Genomic DNA, 13,887 nt, shown 5'->3' on the forward strand with positions numbered 1-13,887 from the left:
CGTCCGTACGGGGCCGAGGCGTTTGCCCTCCCGGCCGCACGAGCGCGTACGCCTCACGAGCCAGCGCACGAGCACACGCACACGTCACGAGCACACGCACACGTCACGAGCACGAGTCACGAGAACGAGAAAGAGAAGCCTGTGTCCGCAGTCTCTTCACGCCTCCCCGTCTTTCCCTGGGACAAGCTCGAGCCGTACAAGGCGACGGCCGCCGCCCACCCCGACGGCATCGTGGACCTCTCCGTCGGCACGCCCGTCGACCCGGTCCCCGAGCTGATCCAGAAGGCCCTCGTCGACGCGGCCGACTCGCCCGGCTATCCGACGGTGTGGGGCACGGCCGATCTGCGGGACGCGCTCGCGGGCTGGGTCGAGCGCCGGCTCGGCGCGGTCGACGTCGCGCACACCAACGTCCTGCCCGTCGTCGGCTCCAAGGAGCTCGTCGCCTGGCTGCCCACCCAGCTCGGCCTCGGCCCGGGCGACAAGGTGGCCTACCCGCGGCTGGCCTACCCGACGTACGAGGTGGGCGCGCGCCTGTGCGGCGCCGAGCCGGTGGTCTACGACGACCCGACCGAGCTCGACCCCGCCGGCCTCAAGCTGCTCTGGCTCAACTCGCCCTCCAACCCGACCGGCCGGGTGATCCCCAAGGACGAGCTGATCCGCATCGTCGCCTGGGCGCGCGAGCACGGCGTGCTCGTCTTCAGCGACGAGTGCTACCTCGAGCTGGGCTGGGAGGCCGAGCCCGTCTCCGTCCTGCACCCGGACGTCTGCGGCGGCGTCTACGAGGGGATCGTCGCCGTCCACTCGCTCTCCAAGCGCTCCAACCTGGCCGGCTACCGCGCCGCCTTCATCGCGGGCGACGCGGCCGTGCTCGGCGAGCTGCTCCAGATCCGCAAGCACGGCGGCATGATGACCCCCGCCCCGGTGCAGGCGGCGACCGTCGCGGCCCTCGGCGACGACGTGCACGTCGCGGAGCAGCGGGCGCGGTACGCCGCCCGGCGCGCCGCTCTGCGCACGGCGCTGGAGGCGCACGGCTTCCGCATCGAGCACAGCGAGGCGAGCCTTTACCTGTGGGCGACGCGGGACGAGCCGTGCTGGGAGACGGTCGCCTACCTGGCGCAGCTGGGCATCCTGGTCGCGCCCGGCGACTTCTACGGAACGGCCGGCGAGCAGTTCGTGCGCGTGGCGTTCACGGCGACCGACGAGCGCGTCGAGGCGGCGGTCAAGCGGCTCGGCGCCTGAGCGGCTACGGACGCGCCCGCACGGTCTGCCGACGTCCGTCCGTACCTCCGTACGCACGAAGGGGCCCCGGGAGCATGTGCTCCGGGGCCCCTTCGGCTCGCGCGGGGACTGGCTCCGCGGGCTGAGGGCTAGAGGGGCGCGTCCACCGGCAGGCCGCCTTCGGTGAGACCCCCAGCGCCGCCGAGGGACTCGGTCGCGGTGCCGGCGGTCTCGCCGAGGGTGCTGCCCGCCTTGCCCGCGGTGTCGCCGGCGGCCTTCTGCGCCGCCGGGGTCGTCTCCTTGCCGGCCTTGCTGACCGAGTCGACCGCGCCGGCGCCCGTGGTGCCCGCCTTGTCCGAGGCGCCGGTGACCACGTTGCCGAGGCCGCCCGTGTCGGGCGCGCTGATCGGGCTCGAGCCGCCGAGCGGGGCGGCGCCTGACAGGTCCACGGCGCTCGCCGATCCGGCCGCACCGACCACGGGGGCTGCTCCCGCCGCGATGAGCAGCGCGGCACGGGCGATCCGACGGGTCAGGGGGAGGGACATGTTGCTCCTTGAGACGAGAAGACGTGTGGATGGTGCCTGTCCATCGTTCGGACGCCATGACAACCGCTCCAAGGGGCGGGGAAGTTGCGGTGGGTCAACGTAAAGAGTTGGTAATGCGTCGCATTATCTGCTGTGGATAAAGACGGGCAAACATTCCATTGAGGAATCGCCTGCCGAACCGTCACTTCCCGTTGTCTGTAAGGGATTCGAGTGTCCGGACCCGGTGTGTGCGAAATGCCGGCCGGGGTCTCGTACGGCCGCGGCCGCAGTGCTGCTTCCGAGTGAGCGGTCGGACTAGCGAGCGATGCGCATACGGACCTCGCCCGCACCCGAACGTGCCGTCTCGCCCTCGGCGGCCGCGGGCTCCTCCGCCTGCCGCCAGCCCCGCTCGGACTCCTTCGAGCTCCACACCCGGCCCCCGAAGGAGACCTCCTCGATGTGCAGCTCCTCCGCCCGGGCCACCGCCCAGTGCGCCAGCTCCCAGCCGCGCTGCTGCCCGGCCCCGCCGCCGTCCGTCCGCAGGCCCGACCGCAGGCGGCCTTCGACCGGCACGGACAGCTCGCGAGCGGCCGGCGCGCCGGTCCGCCCGGCGGACGCGCCCTTCGGCAGCACCTCGGGCCCAAAAGCGCGCACCAGCTCGGACCGCACCTTCCCCGCGTCGCCCGCCTCCGCGTCGCCCCTGCGGGACTCGCAGGTCAGGGCCGCCGACGCGCGCCCGGTGAGGGCCGCGGCCAGCAGGCCGGCGTTCGGCTCGTGCTTCGCGTACGCCTGCGGGAAGCCGCTGCGCTGCACGCGCTGCGCGGCGACCGTCAGGGGCAGCCGCGAGTAGCCGGGGACCTCGGCGAGACGCTCGTAGAACCGCTCGGAGGCGTACACCGGGTCGAGGATCTGCTTCGGCGTGCCCCACCCCTTGGACGGGCGCTGCTGGAAGAGGCCGAGAGAGTCCCGGTCGCCGTGCTTGATGTTGCGCAGAGCCGACTCCTGGAGCGCCGTCGCCAGCGCGATGGTGACCGCCCGCTCGGGCAGGCCCCGGGTGGTGCCGACCGCGGAGATCGTCGCGGCGTTCGCGGCCTGCTCGGCGCTGAGCTCGTACGTCGGTCCCTCGCCGTCCGCCGCGCGCACGGTGCAGCGCGGAGCGCCGCCGCCGGTCACGTACTGCACCACCACATAGCCGACGAGGGCCAGCAGCACGGCGAGCGCGGCCGCGATGCGCATGGTGCGGCCGCGCCGGACGGGAGAGGCGGTCTCGGACACGCTGCCCACCGTACTGGAGCCCGGGTTAAGGTCGGAGCCATGCCTGACACCGTGCTTGACCTCACTCTCGACGGCCCCGCGCTCACCGCCGCCCTGGTCGACTTCCGCTCGGTCAGCGGCGAGGAGAAGCCGCTCGCCGACGCGATCGAGCAGGCGCTGCGCGCCCTGCCCCACCTCACCGTCGACCGGCACGGCAACAACATCGTGGCCCGCACCTTCCTGGGGCGCAGGGAGCGCGTGGTGCTGGCCGGGCACATCGACACGGTCCCGATCGCGGACAACCTGCCCTCCCGGCTGGACGAGAACGGCATCCTGTGGGGCTGCGGCACCAGCGACATGAAGTCCGGCGTCGCCGTCCAGCTGCGCATCGCCGCGACGGTCCCCGAGCCCAACCGCGACCTCACCTTCGTCTTCTACGACAACGAGGAGGTCGCCGCGGACCTCAACGGCCTCGGCCATGTGGCCACCGCCCACCCCGACTGGCTGGAGGGCGACTTCGCCATCCTGCTCGAGCCGTCCGACGCCCAGGTCGAGGGCGGCTGCCAGGGCACCCTCCGCGTTCTGCTGCGCACGGCGGGCGAGCGGGCGCACTCCGCGCGCAGCTGGATGGGGTCCAACGCCATCCACGCCGCCGGCCCGATCCTGGCCCGCCTCGCCGCGTACGAGCCGCGCCGGCCGGTCATCGACGGGCTGGAGTACCACGAGGGCCTGAACGCGGTACGGATCGAGGGCGGCGTCGCCAACAACGTCATCCCCGACGCGTGCACCGTGGTGGTCAACTACCGGTACGCGCCCGACCTCTCGCCGGCCGAGGCCGAGGCCCACGTCCGCGAGGTCTTCGCGGACTGCCCGATCACCGAGTTCGTCGTCGACGACCACAGCAACGCGGCGATGCCCGGGCTCTCGCACCCGGCCGCGGCGGCGTTCATGGAGGCGGTCGGCGGGACGGCGAAGCCCAAGTTCGGCTGGACGGACGTCGCCCGCTTCAGCGCGCTGGGCGTGCCCGCGGTCAACTATGGACCGGCCGATCCTCTCTTCGCGCACAAGCGGGACGAGCATGTGGCGATCGAGAAGATCGTCCACTGCGAGAACCGGCTGCGCGACTGGCTCACCGCCTGAGCGGTCGCCTGAGCGATCATCCCGCCCGGCCACCCCGATTTTCGCCTTTCGCGACGTCGACCGCCCTACCCTTGCCCAAAGCGATGTTGTTCGGCGGAGGGAGCGGGTCATGGTCAACTCCGAGGGTCTGCGGGCGCTGGAAGAGCAGCGGCTGGGACCGGTGCTGCGCCGTAGGGAACAGGTGAAGCCGGGCACCACGGACCAGCGGCTGCTGGACACCGAGGGCGACTCCGAGTGGGTGCACACCGACCCCTGGCGGGTCATGCGCATCCAGTCGGAGTTCGTGGAGGGCTTCGGCGCGCTGGCCGAACTGCCGAGCGCGATCAGCGTCTTCGGCTCGGCCCGCACGGTGCCCGGCTCCCCCGAGTACGAGTCGGGCGTCCGCATCGGCAAGGCCCTGGTCGACGCCGGCTTCGCGGTGATCACCGGCGGGGGGCCGGGCGCGATGGAGGCGGCGAACAAGGGGGCGCGGGAGGCGAAGGGCGTCTCGGTGGGGCTGGGCATCGAGCTCCCCTTCGAGCAGGGCCTCAACCCGCATGTCGACATCGGTGTGAACTTCCGCTACTTCTTCGTCCGCAAGACGATGTTCGTGAAGTACGCGCAGGGGTTCGTGGTCCTGCCCGGCGGCCTGGGCACGCTGGACGAGCTGTTCGAGGCCCTGACCCTGGTCCAGACCCGCAAGGTGACGCGCTTCCCGATCGTGCTGTTCGGCACGGAGTACTGGAGCGGGCTGGTGGAGTGGCTGCGGGACACGGTGGTGGCGCAGGGGAAGGCGTCGGATTCGGATCTGCTGCTGTTCCACGTGACGGACGACGTGGAGGAGGCGGTGGCGATGGTGACGAAGGAGACGGGGAGGTAGGGAGCGGGGTCTTAGCGGGTGGGGGTGGGGTGCGGGTCGGGTTGCCGCTGCGCGGGGCCTTTCCCCACCCCGCCCCTTCCCGAACCGGGGCTCCGCCCCGGACCCCGCGCCTCAATCGCCGGCGAGGCTGAAATGCACGCCTCAATCTCCCCCAGACTTCGTCCGGGGGGACCCCCACGGGGCTGAATTTCCAGCCCGTCCGGCGTTTGAGGACACGCCCGTAGGGCGTACGGGGGCGTAGCCCCCGGGGTGAGGGTGACATGCCCTGTGCGGGCGGCCCGCGGGGTGCTGCCCCGGACCCCGCGCCTCGATCTCCCCCAGACTTCGTCCGGGGGGACCCTCACGGGGCTGAATTTCCAGCCCGTCCGGCGATTGAGGACACGCCCGTAGGGCGTACGGGGGCGTAGCCCCCGGGGTGAGGGTGACATGCCCTGTGCGGGGCGGCCCGCGCGGCGCTGCCCCGGACCCCGCGCCTCAAACTCCCCCCAGACTTCGTCCGGGGGGACCCCCACGAGGCTGGAATTGGCGGCCCCGTCGCGACTGCAGCCGCGGGGCTAGGCCAGGCCCCGCCTCGCCACCGACGGAGGGCGGTGGCCTGCGATCGTCGCGACCATGTCGAGGACCTGCTTCGTCTCCGCCACCTCGTGGACGCGGTAGACCTGCGCGCCCAGCCATGCCGAGACCGCCGTCGTGGCGAGCGTGCCGATGACGCGTTCCTTGACCGGCTTGTCGAGCGTCTCGCCGACGAAGTCCTTGTTCGACAGGGAGACCAGCACCGGCCACCCCGTGTCGACCATCTCCTCGAGCCGGCGGGTCGCCTCCAGGGAGTGGCGGGTGTTCTTGCCGAAGTCATGGCCGGGGTCGATCATGATCGCGTCCTTGCGGACGCCCAGCTCCACCGCCCGCTCGGCCAGCGAGAGCGTGACACGAAGGATGTCCGCCATCACGTCGTCGTACGCGATCCGGTGCGGGCGCGTACGCGGCTCCGCGCCGCCCGCGTGGGTGCACACCAGCCCCGCTCCGTACCGCGCGGCGACCTCGGCGAGCTTCGGGTCGACCCCGCCCCACGCGTCGTTCAGCACGTCCGCGCCCGCCTCGCAGACCGCCTCGCCGACGTCGTGGCGCCAGGTGTCGACGCTGATCACCACGTCCGGGAAGCGCCGACGCACCTCGGCCACGAAGCCGACCGTGCGCCGCGCCTCCTCTTGTGCCGTCACTTCCTCGCCGGGTCCGGCCTTGACGCCGCCGATGTCGATGATGGCGGCGCCCTCGGACACCGCCTGCTCCACGCGGGCGAGCGCCGGCTCGTCGCGGAAGGTGGCGCCCTGGTCGTAGAAGGAGTCAGGCGTCCGGTTCACGATCGCCATGATCACCGGCTCGTGCGCGTCGAACTCGCGCTTTCCCAGCCGCAGCATCTGCTGTTTCCTCCTCAGGTCGTTCGCCTGCGACCCTAACTGTCAGACTCCCGTGGCACGATCTGCACCGGACAGTTTCCGTTCGGGGAGAGGCTCGCTCGTGTTCTTGTTCTTGCTGATCGCGATGGTCGTGGTCGTCGGCGCGGTCACCCTCGCCGTGGTCGGCGGCGGCGACAGCGCTGCCCTTCCCGAGGTCGCGCCCGAGCAGCTGGTCGACCCGCTGCCCGACGACCGCCCCCTCGGGCGGGCCGACGTCGACGCCGTGCGGCTGCCCGTCGTCGTGCGCGGATACCGGATGGCGGAGGTCGACGACGTGCTCGGCCGGCTCGGCGCGGAGCTCGCCGAGCGGGACGCCCGCATCGCCGAGCTCGAGTCCGCGCTGGCCGGGGCGCAGGCCACCGCCGGGGGCAGGCGAGACCTGTTCACCAAGCCGGGCGAGGAGTCCGACCGGTGACCGGCGGCGGCGCGGTACCGGGCCCCGACGGCAGGCTGCGCTGCCCCTGGGGCCTGTCCACCGAGGACTACATCGCGTACCACGACGAGGAGTGGGGCCGGCCGCTCCACGGCGACGACGCGCTGTTCGAGCGGCTCTGCCTGGAGGCGTTCCAGTCCGGACTGTCCTGGATCACGATCCTGCGGCGGCGCGAGGGCTTCCGCCGCGCCTTCGACGACTTCAAGATCGCGTCGGTGGCCGCGTACACCGAGGCCGACGAGGAGCGGCTCCTCGCCGACGCCGGGATCATCCGCAACCGCGCCAAGATCACGGCGACGCTCGCCAACGCGCGCGAGCTCGCCGGCTGGTCCGCCGGCGAGCTGGACACGCTGATCTGGTCGTACGCCCCCGATCCCGCGAACCGACCCGCCCCGCGCACGATCGCCGACGTCCCGGCCGTCACCGACGAGTCGACGGCGCTGTCCAAGGCGTTGAAGAAGCGCGGCCTGCGCTTCATCGGGCCGACGACGGCGTACGCCCTGATGCAGGCGTGCGGGCTCGTAGACGACCATCTGAGCGACTGCGTCGCCCGCGGGGCCGCCGGGGCCTAGGTCCGGGCCGGTTCCGACCTGTGGCGGCCGTTGCCGGGCTCGTCCTGGCCGTCTTGGCCGTCCTAGCCGTCCTGGGCCGGTTCCGGCTGGTCGCGGCTGGTCTCGGTCCGGGCCCCGCGGGTTCCGCGCCGCTCGTGCGGCTCAGCGGCCGAGGTACTTCGGCTGCTCCTTCGCGATGAACGCCTGGACCGCGATCGCGTGGTCCTCCGAGGCGCCCGCCCGCGTCTGGAGCTCGTCCTCCTTCGCGATCGTCTCGCCGAGGGAGTGGCTCGCTCCGTAGGCGAGGGACTCCTTGATCGCCGCGTACGCCACGGTCGGTCCTTCGGCCAGGGCGCGGGCCACCGCGGCGGCCTGGGCGGGCAGCTCGTCGGCCGGCACGACCTTGTTCGCGATGCCCAGGTCGTACGCCTCCTGCGCCGAGATGGAGCGCGGGAAGAGCAGCAGGTCCGAGGCGCGGCTGGCGCCGATCAGCCGGGGGAGGGTCCAGGAGATCCCGGAGTCGGCGGTCAGCGCGACGCCCGCGAAGGAGGTGTTGAACTTCGCGGTGTCGGCGACGATCCGGTAGTCCGCGGCGAGCGCGAAGCCGAAGCCGGCGCCCGCGGCGACGCCGTTGACCCCGGCGACGACGGGCTTGGGCATCTCGGTGAGGGCGCGGACGATCGGGTTGTAGTGGTCCCGCACGGTGTCCATGGTGTTGCGGGTGCCCGACTCGCGGTCGGACGCGAGCAGCGAGATGTGCTCCTTGAGGTCCTGGCCCACGCAGAAGGCGCGCCCGGTGGCGGTGAGCAGTACGGCGCGTACGGCGGGGTCGGCTGCGGCCGCCTGGGCCGCGTCGCGGAGAGCGACCTTGGCCTCGACGTTCATCGCGTTCATGGCGTCGGGCCGGTTGATCGTGATCGTGGCGAGTCCGTCGCTCACCTCGTACAGCACGGTGTCGGCCATGGAAGGTCCCCTTTGCGGCTCAAACGGCGGTGTTCGGCTTGTCCAGACGTGGTTCAGGGCCCAGCATGGCGGAGATCATCAGGCTCGAACATGTGACCTGCGTCAAACAATCACCGGTGTCGGCTGTGGGCGCGGTGGCGAAGTATCGCAGGCGGATCGCCGAATTGAGTGGTTTTGCGAAAGCGCGTTGCGCAAGCGATGCCGACTGATGTTGGTCATCGGGTCCTGCGATGCGGGATAATGACCTGGAAGCAATGTGTTCGATGCCGGTGACACAGCGCCTGTCATGGGGCCGCCGGCTGCGATGAGCTGGTTTCAGGAAGGGGAACGAGCATGGCGGCCATGAAGCCGCGGACGGGCGACGGCCCGCTCGAGGTGACCAAGGAGGGGCGGGGCATCGTCATGCGCGTTCCGCTCGAAGGCGGCGGTCGGCTTGTCGTCGAGCTGACTCCGGACGAAGCTGACGCGCTGGGCGACGCCCTGAAGAAGGTCGTCGGCTGACGGAGAAGCAGGCGCCCACACTTTTCGCTGCCCTGGTCCGCGGAAGCGGCCGGGGCAGCGGTGTGTTTGGGGGTGGGTCTTCGGCGGGGCGCGCTGGGAGAGTCTGAGCCGCGCTCGGCTCGGGTTCGTCCTCAAGCTCCCCCAGACTTCGTCCGGGGGACCCCCAACGGGCTGGAAATTCAGCCTCGCCGGCGTTTGAGGCGCGGGGTCCGGGGCGGAGCCCCGCGGGGGCGGCGACTGTCCGTGCCGGCTCCCCGGGCGGAGGTCCGTCCTCAAGCTCCCCCAGACTTCGTCCGGGGGGACCCCCAACGGGCTGGAAACTCCGGGCGGGCTGAGGGCGCCGGACCAGCCTGCGAAAGAGGTCAGGCTCGGCGGACCGCGCAGAGGAGGCCGTCTCCCACTGGGAGCAGGGACGGGATCAGCTCCTGGCTCTCCCTTACCGCGCGGAGCAGTTCGCGGACGCGGAGGATCTCCGCCGGCTGGGACGCGGAGTCGACCGTGCGGCCGTCGGCGAAGACGCCCTCGAAGCAGACAAGGCCCCCTGGTCGCAGCAGGCGCAACGATTCAGCGAGATAGTCCAGCGACTCCAGCCGGTCGCCGTCGCAGAACACGAGGTCGTATCCGCCGTCCGCCAGCCGGGGCAGTACGTCCAGCGCCCGGCCGGGGATGAACCGCGCGCGGTTCGCGGCGAATCCCGCCGTGCGGAACGCCTCCCGTGCGAACTGCTGCCTGTCCGGCTCGGGGTCCACCGTGGTCAGCACGCCGTCGGGCCGCATGCCGTGCAGCAGGTAGATGCCCGAGACGCCCGTTCCGGTGCCGATCTCGGCCACCGCTTTCGCGTCCGCCGTAGCGGCCAGCAGTCGCAGCGCTGCGCCGGTGCCTGGCGACACAGAGGGCAGCCCTGACTCCCGGGCCCGGTCACGGGCCCAGCGCAGAGCTTCGTCCTCGGCGACAAAGGCGTCGGCGAACGCCCAGCTCGTCTGCCGGTTGGCGGTGATGGCCCTCTCCTGTCCCCGTAGTTGGCGCGACGCTGACTGTATCCGCTGCACCCGGGAACCCGCAGATGGGACCAGGCGTTATGGATAGGCAGGGGGGAACGCATGGATCACGGCTTGAAGCAGGGGCGGAAGCAGCACCCAAATTCGCGTAAAGATTCTTATCCGGAGCTAACGGGCGAGGTGGCTATGGTAGGGGCTCCGCTGGACACCACCAGAGCCGACAGGGGAGGTGCGGCTGCACCTGCGGATCGGAGAGGAGTGCTGCGGCGCCTTCTTCGCCCGGCGGGTGAGCCGAAATCCGTGACCTACATTGCTGACCAGTCCCTCCCCCACAGCCCTGAGGGCGTGGGAGGTGCCACCACTGCCGACTCCGCAGCTACTGCGACCTTCGCTTCGGACGCGGAGTCGCAGGCGTGGACGCCGCCCACCTGGGAGGAGATCGTCAGCACGCACAGCGGCCGCGTCTACCGCCTTGCCTACCGCCTCACGGGCAACCAGCACGACGCCGAGGACCTCACCCAGGAGGTCTTCGTCCGGGTCTTCCGCTCGCTGTCGACGTACACCCCCGGCACCTTCGAGGGCTGGCTCCACCGCATCACCACCAATCTCTTCCTGGACATGGTCCGGCGCAAGCAGCGCATCCGCTTCGACGCCCTCGGCGACGACGCGGCCGAGCGGCTGCCCAGCCGTGAGCCGTCCCCCCAGCAGGTCTTCAACGACACCCACTTCGACGCGGACGTCCAGCAGGCGCTGGACACCCTCGCGCCGGAGTTCCGCGCCGCCGTGGTGCTCTGTGACATCGAGGGGCTGTCGTACGAGGAGATCGCCGCCACGCTCGGCGTGAAGCTCGGCACGGTCCGCAGCAGGATCCACCGCGGCCGTTCGCATCTGCGCAAGGCACTGCAGCACCGCTCTCCCGAGGCCCGCGCGGAGCAGCGCACGCTGGCGGGTGCGATCGGCCTGGTAGGGGAGGGCGGACCGGCGTGAGCGGCACAAGTCCGACCCCGGCGGAGCAGCACTTGGGGGACCGGCTCGCCGCGCTCATCGACGGCGAGCTGAAACACGACGCCCGTGACCGGGTGCTCGCCCATCTCGCGACCTGTCCCAAGTGCAAGGCCGAGGCCGACGCCCAGCGCAGCGTGAAGAGCGTCTTCGCCAGCACCGCCCCCCCGCCGCCCTCCGAGGGGCTGCTCGCTCGTCTTCAAGGCCTGCCCGCCGGCCCTCCCGGAGGTGATGACACCGGCGCGGGGGGTCCTTTTGACGGGGGGCGCATCGCCGACGGCGTCTTCGGCGCGCTGAACCCGTCCGCGGGCCGCGGCCGCGGCTCTCGCGGCGCCGAGGGCGCGACCTTCGGCTATGTCCCCGGCGGCGCGCACGCGACGGTCCTGCCCGAGGGATCGGGCGGCGGCTTCCGCATCCATGACGTGGGCCGCCCCGAGGCGGACCGCTCGCCGTGGCGCGGCAGGAGGTTCGCCTTCGCCGCCGCGAGCGCGGTCTCCTTCGCCGCCATCGCCCTGGGCGCCGCGCTGCCGCTGGACGGCTCCGCGCCGACCACCGCCAGAGGCGACGGCTCGGGGAACAAGGTCACTCCGCTGCGTTCCGCCACCCCGCCCGCGGGCAATGTCGGCTCGAACGGCCCGACCGGGTCCACCAGCGTCCGCGGCACGGAGGCCGAGCGCCGCCGCAGCGGGGGCAACGGCCTGGCCAGGTCCGAGACCCGTCCGGTGATAGCCGGCGCCCCCAGCCTGCTCCCGCCGGCGCAGCCGCCGGGGCACCCGTTCCCGGCCGCGTTCCTGAGCGGCTCGTCCTCGTCGGTCTCCGCCGTGTCGCCGTTGATACGGCCCACGGGGTCGGCGTTCCAGCTTGCGACGGCCCCGGCAGCCACCCCGTCGGTCACACCCGGCCCCACCCATCTCTCCGCGCCGACGGAGTCTGGTCTGCCCCTGTCGTCCCGCCGCTGACCGGGAGCCTGCGCGGAGATTCGCAAACCTGGTTGAATCCTCTGAGGGGTGCCCCACAGGGGCGCTGCAGTGGCCGGAGTTTGCGGGGAGAGCATGGACGACGGGAAGCCCACCGGACCGAAGGCGAAGTGGTGGAGCCGGCCCAGTGTGGGACGTGCGACTCACTCCGCGCCCGAGCCGGAGGCGCCGCTGTCGGCGACGGCACAGCCGACAGCACAGCCGACGCCTGAGCAGGCTTTCGACACAGCTGTGGAGTCAGCTGTGGAGGAGACGGCTGTGGTGTCGGCCGGGGAGACGACGGGATCGACCGAGGCGGGACCGACCATGACGATGGGACCGGCCGAGGCGACCGGAGGGACCGACACGACCGGGCAGGCTGCGGCGACCGGATCGACCGAGGCGACGACGGAGCTGCCTCCCTTTCCGGCGCCCGCGCCCGCTGCCGACCCCGCGCCCCAGGCCGCCGCGTCCGTACCGCCCGAGCACGCGCAGCCCGCTCCGGCGGCGGGCCGGCCGAAGCCGCTGCACGACCCCGACCCGTACGGCACCCCGCCGTACGGCGGCCCCGGCCCCTGGGCCCCCGCGCCCCCCGTGCAGCGCCCGGTCCCGACCCCGGCACAGGGCACTCCGATACCGCCCCAGCACACCCAGGCGCCGCCCCAGCACGCCCAGGCCATGGCGCCGCCGGCGCCTCAGCCTCATATGCCTCCCGTCCCGGCCCCGGCACCGGTCCCGCATCAGCACCACGCCCAGCAGCCCCACGCACCCCACCCCCACGCTCCCCAGCCCCCGCAGCCCGAGGACCGGCCGCAGCCGCTGAACTCGCTCACCCTCCAGTACGACCCCTGGAGCACCGCCGGGCAGCCGCTGACCCACCCCGGCGAGCCCCCGAAGAAGAAGCGCCGCTCCGGCTCGCTCGTCATGGGCGCCGTGCTGCTCGCGCTCGTCGCAGGCGGCATCGGCGGCGGCATCGGCGCGTACATCGAGCGCAACGGCGGCATCACCCAGATCGAGCTTCCGCAGGCCGGCCGCGACGACGGCGACCGCGCGCCGGACAGCGTCGCCGGAATCGCCGCCAGCGCCCTGCCCAGCGTGGTCACCCTGCACGTCAGCGGCGGCGGAGAGCAGGGCACGGGCACCGGCTTCGTACTCGACGAGCAGGGCCACATCCTGACCAACAACCACGTCGTCGACCCGGCCGGGGCCGCCGGCGACATCACGGTCACCTTCAGCGGCGGCGAGACGGCCGGCGCGAAGCTGGTCGGCAAGGACAGCGGCTACGACCTCGCCGTCGTCAAGGTCTCCGGCGTCTCCGGCCTCAAGCCGCTGCCGCTGGGCAACTCCGACAACGTGCGGGTCGGCGACCCGGTCGTCGCCATCGGCGCGCCCTTCGACCTCCAGAACACCGTGACCTCGGGCATCATCAGCGCCAAGGAGCGCCCGATCACCGCGGGCGGCGAGAAGGGCGACGGCAGCGACGTCAGCTATGTCGACGCGCTGCAGACCGACGCCCCGATAAACCCCGGCAACTCCGGCGGTCCGCTGGTCGACGCCAAGGCCCATGTCATCGGCATCAACAGCGCCATCCGGGCCGCGGACAGCGGCGCCGGGGCCGACGGCGGCCAGGCGGGCTCCATCGGACTGGGCTTCGCGATCCCCATCAACCAGGGCAAGCGCGTCGCCGAGGAGCTGATCAACACCGGCAAGGCGACGCACCCGGTGATCGGCGTCAGCCTCGACATGAAGTACACCGGCGACGGCGCGCGCGTCGGCGACAAGGGCAAGGACGGCTCGCCGTCCGTCACCCCCGACGGGCCGAGCGCCAAGGCCGGGATCGAGCCGGGCGACGTCATCACCAAGATCGACGGTCAGCGGGTGCACAGCGGCGAGGAGCTGATCGTCAAGATCCGCGCCCACCGCCCCGGCGACCAGCTGGAACTCTCCCTGCTGCGCGACGGCAAGGAGCTCGCCAAGACCTTGACGCTCGGCTCCGCGGACAGCTCGTGAGGGCGGCGGGGTCGGCGTGCGCGG

Annotated in this window: 15 protein-coding genes; 10 read left to right on the plus strand and 5 right to left on the minus strand. The window is 72.3% G+C overall.

The features are described 5' to 3' along the window. Positions 1–141: 141 nt before the first annotated feature. Positions 142–1,239 carry a bifunctional succinyldiaminopimelate transaminase/glutamate-prephenate aminotransferase gene (locus tag AB0M39_RS19170; protein ID WP_365365764.1) on the plus strand — a complete coding sequence of 366 codons (1,098 nt, stop codon included), beginning with the start codon at positions 142–144 and terminating at the stop codon, positions 1,237–1,239. A gap of 128 nt (positions 1,240–1,367) precedes the next feature. Here the strand turns inward: AB0M39_RS19170 and AB0M39_RS19175 are convergent, their stop codons facing one another. Next, the gene (locus AB0M39_RS19175; protein ID WP_365365766.1) at positions 1,368–1,763 is read right to left on the minus strand and encodes an ATP-binding protein; all 396 of its coding nucleotides are present in this window, start codon (positions 1,761–1,763) and stop codon (positions 1,368–1,370) included. 294 nt (positions 1,764–2,057) lie between these two features. Then, positions 2,058–3,017, minus strand: a complete 960-nt coding sequence (locus tag AB0M39_RS19180; protein WP_365365768.1) for a hypothetical protein — start codon at positions 3,015–3,017, stop codon at positions 2,058–2,060. Positions 3,018–3,056: 39 nt separating this feature from the next. Between AB0M39_RS19180 and dapE the strand changes: the two genes are divergently transcribed. Next, on the plus strand, positions 3,057–4,136 hold the full coding sequence (gene dapE / locus AB0M39_RS19185) for a succinyl-diaminopimelate desuccinylase (RefSeq protein WP_365365770.1): 1,080 nt from the start codon (positions 3,057–3,059) through the stop codon (positions 4,134–4,136). 109 nt (positions 4,137–4,245) lie between these two features. Then, the gene (locus AB0M39_RS19190; RefSeq protein ID WP_365365772.1) at positions 4,246–4,995 is read left to right on the plus strand and encodes a TIGR00730 family Rossman fold protein; all 750 of its coding nucleotides are present in this window, start codon (positions 4,246–4,248) and stop codon (positions 4,993–4,995) included. Positions 4,996–5,549: 554 nt separating this feature from the next. Here AB0M39_RS19190 and folP read toward each other — a convergent pair. Next, the gene (gene folP, locus AB0M39_RS19195; RefSeq protein WP_365365774.1) at positions 5,550–6,410 is read right to left on the minus strand and encodes a dihydropteroate synthase; all 861 of its coding nucleotides are present in this window, start codon (positions 6,408–6,410) and stop codon (positions 5,550–5,552) included. 100 nt (positions 6,411–6,510) lie between these two features. Between folP and AB0M39_RS19200 the strand changes: the two genes are divergently transcribed. Together AB0M39_RS19200 and AB0M39_RS19205 are read left to right on the plus strand one after the other, a co-directional pair. After that, entirely contained in the window at positions 6,511–6,864 is a 354-nt protein-coding gene (locus AB0M39_RS19200) for a DivIVA domain-containing protein (protein ID WP_365365776.1), read from the plus strand. Further along, positions 6,861–7,454 (plus strand): DNA-3-methyladenine glycosylase I, encoded by a 594-nt coding sequence (locus tag AB0M39_RS19205; RefSeq protein WP_365365778.1) that lies wholly within the window; start codon positions 6,861–6,863, stop codon positions 7,452–7,454. Before AB0M39_RS19200 ends, AB0M39_RS19205 begins: the two co-directional genes overlap by 4 nt. Before the next feature lie 141 nt (positions 7,455–7,595). Here the strand turns inward: AB0M39_RS19205 and AB0M39_RS19210 are convergent, their stop codons facing one another. Beyond that, the gene (locus AB0M39_RS19210; protein ID WP_365365780.1) at positions 7,596–8,396 is read right to left on the minus strand and encodes an enoyl-CoA hydratase-related protein; all 801 of its coding nucleotides are present in this window, start codon (positions 8,394–8,396) and stop codon (positions 7,596–7,598) included. A gap of 65 nt (positions 8,397–8,461) precedes the next feature. Between AB0M39_RS19210 and AB0M39_RS19215 the strand changes: the two genes are divergently transcribed. Both AB0M39_RS19215 and AB0M39_RS19220 read left to right on the plus strand, forming a co-directional pair. Then, positions 8,462–8,605, plus strand: coding sequence for a hypothetical protein (locus AB0M39_RS19215; RefSeq protein WP_365365782.1), 144 nt, complete (start codon positions 8,462–8,464; stop codon positions 8,603–8,605). A 124-nt stretch (positions 8,606–8,729) separates the two neighbouring features. Beyond that, positions 8,730–8,897, plus strand: coding sequence for a DUF3117 domain-containing protein (locus AB0M39_RS19220; protein WP_003966491.1), 168 nt, complete (start codon positions 8,730–8,732; stop codon positions 8,895–8,897). Positions 8,898–9,259: 362 nt separating this feature from the next. Here AB0M39_RS19220 and AB0M39_RS19225 read toward each other — a convergent pair whose 3' ends face one another. After that, on the minus strand, positions 9,260–9,937 hold the full coding sequence (locus tag AB0M39_RS19225; protein WP_365365840.1) for an O-methyltransferase: 678 nt from the start codon (positions 9,935–9,937) through the stop codon (positions 9,260–9,262). A gap of 144 nt (positions 9,938–10,081) precedes the next feature. Between AB0M39_RS19225 and sigE the strand changes: the two genes are divergently transcribed. The 3 genes from sigE to AB0M39_RS19240 all read left to right on the plus strand — a co-directional run bounded on the left by sigE (position 10,082) and on the right by AB0M39_RS19240 (position 13,863). Further along, positions 10,082–10,882: an RNA polymerase sigma factor SigE gene (gene sigE / locus AB0M39_RS19230; protein ID WP_365365784.1), complete on the plus strand. Its 801-nt coding sequence runs from the start codon at positions 10,082–10,084 to the stop codon at positions 10,880–10,882. Further along, positions 10,879–11,856, plus strand: coding sequence for a zf-HC2 domain-containing protein (locus tag AB0M39_RS19235; RefSeq protein WP_365365786.1), 978 nt, complete (start codon positions 10,879–10,881; stop codon positions 11,854–11,856). The genes sigE and AB0M39_RS19235 overlap by 4 nt, the downstream gene beginning before the upstream one ends. Before the next feature lie 93 nt (positions 11,857–11,949). After that, complete coding sequence (locus tag AB0M39_RS19240) at positions 11,950–13,863, plus strand: trypsin-like peptidase domain-containing protein (protein WP_365365788.1); 1,914 nt, start codon at positions 11,950–11,952, stop codon at positions 13,861–13,863. Positions 13,864–13,887: the final 24 nt, after the last annotated feature.

The organism is Streptomyces sp. NPDC051907, assembly GCF_040681075.1.
In the GTDB taxonomy this organism is placed as follows: Bacteria; Actinomycetota; Actinomycetes; order Streptomycetales; family Streptomycetaceae; genus Streptomyces.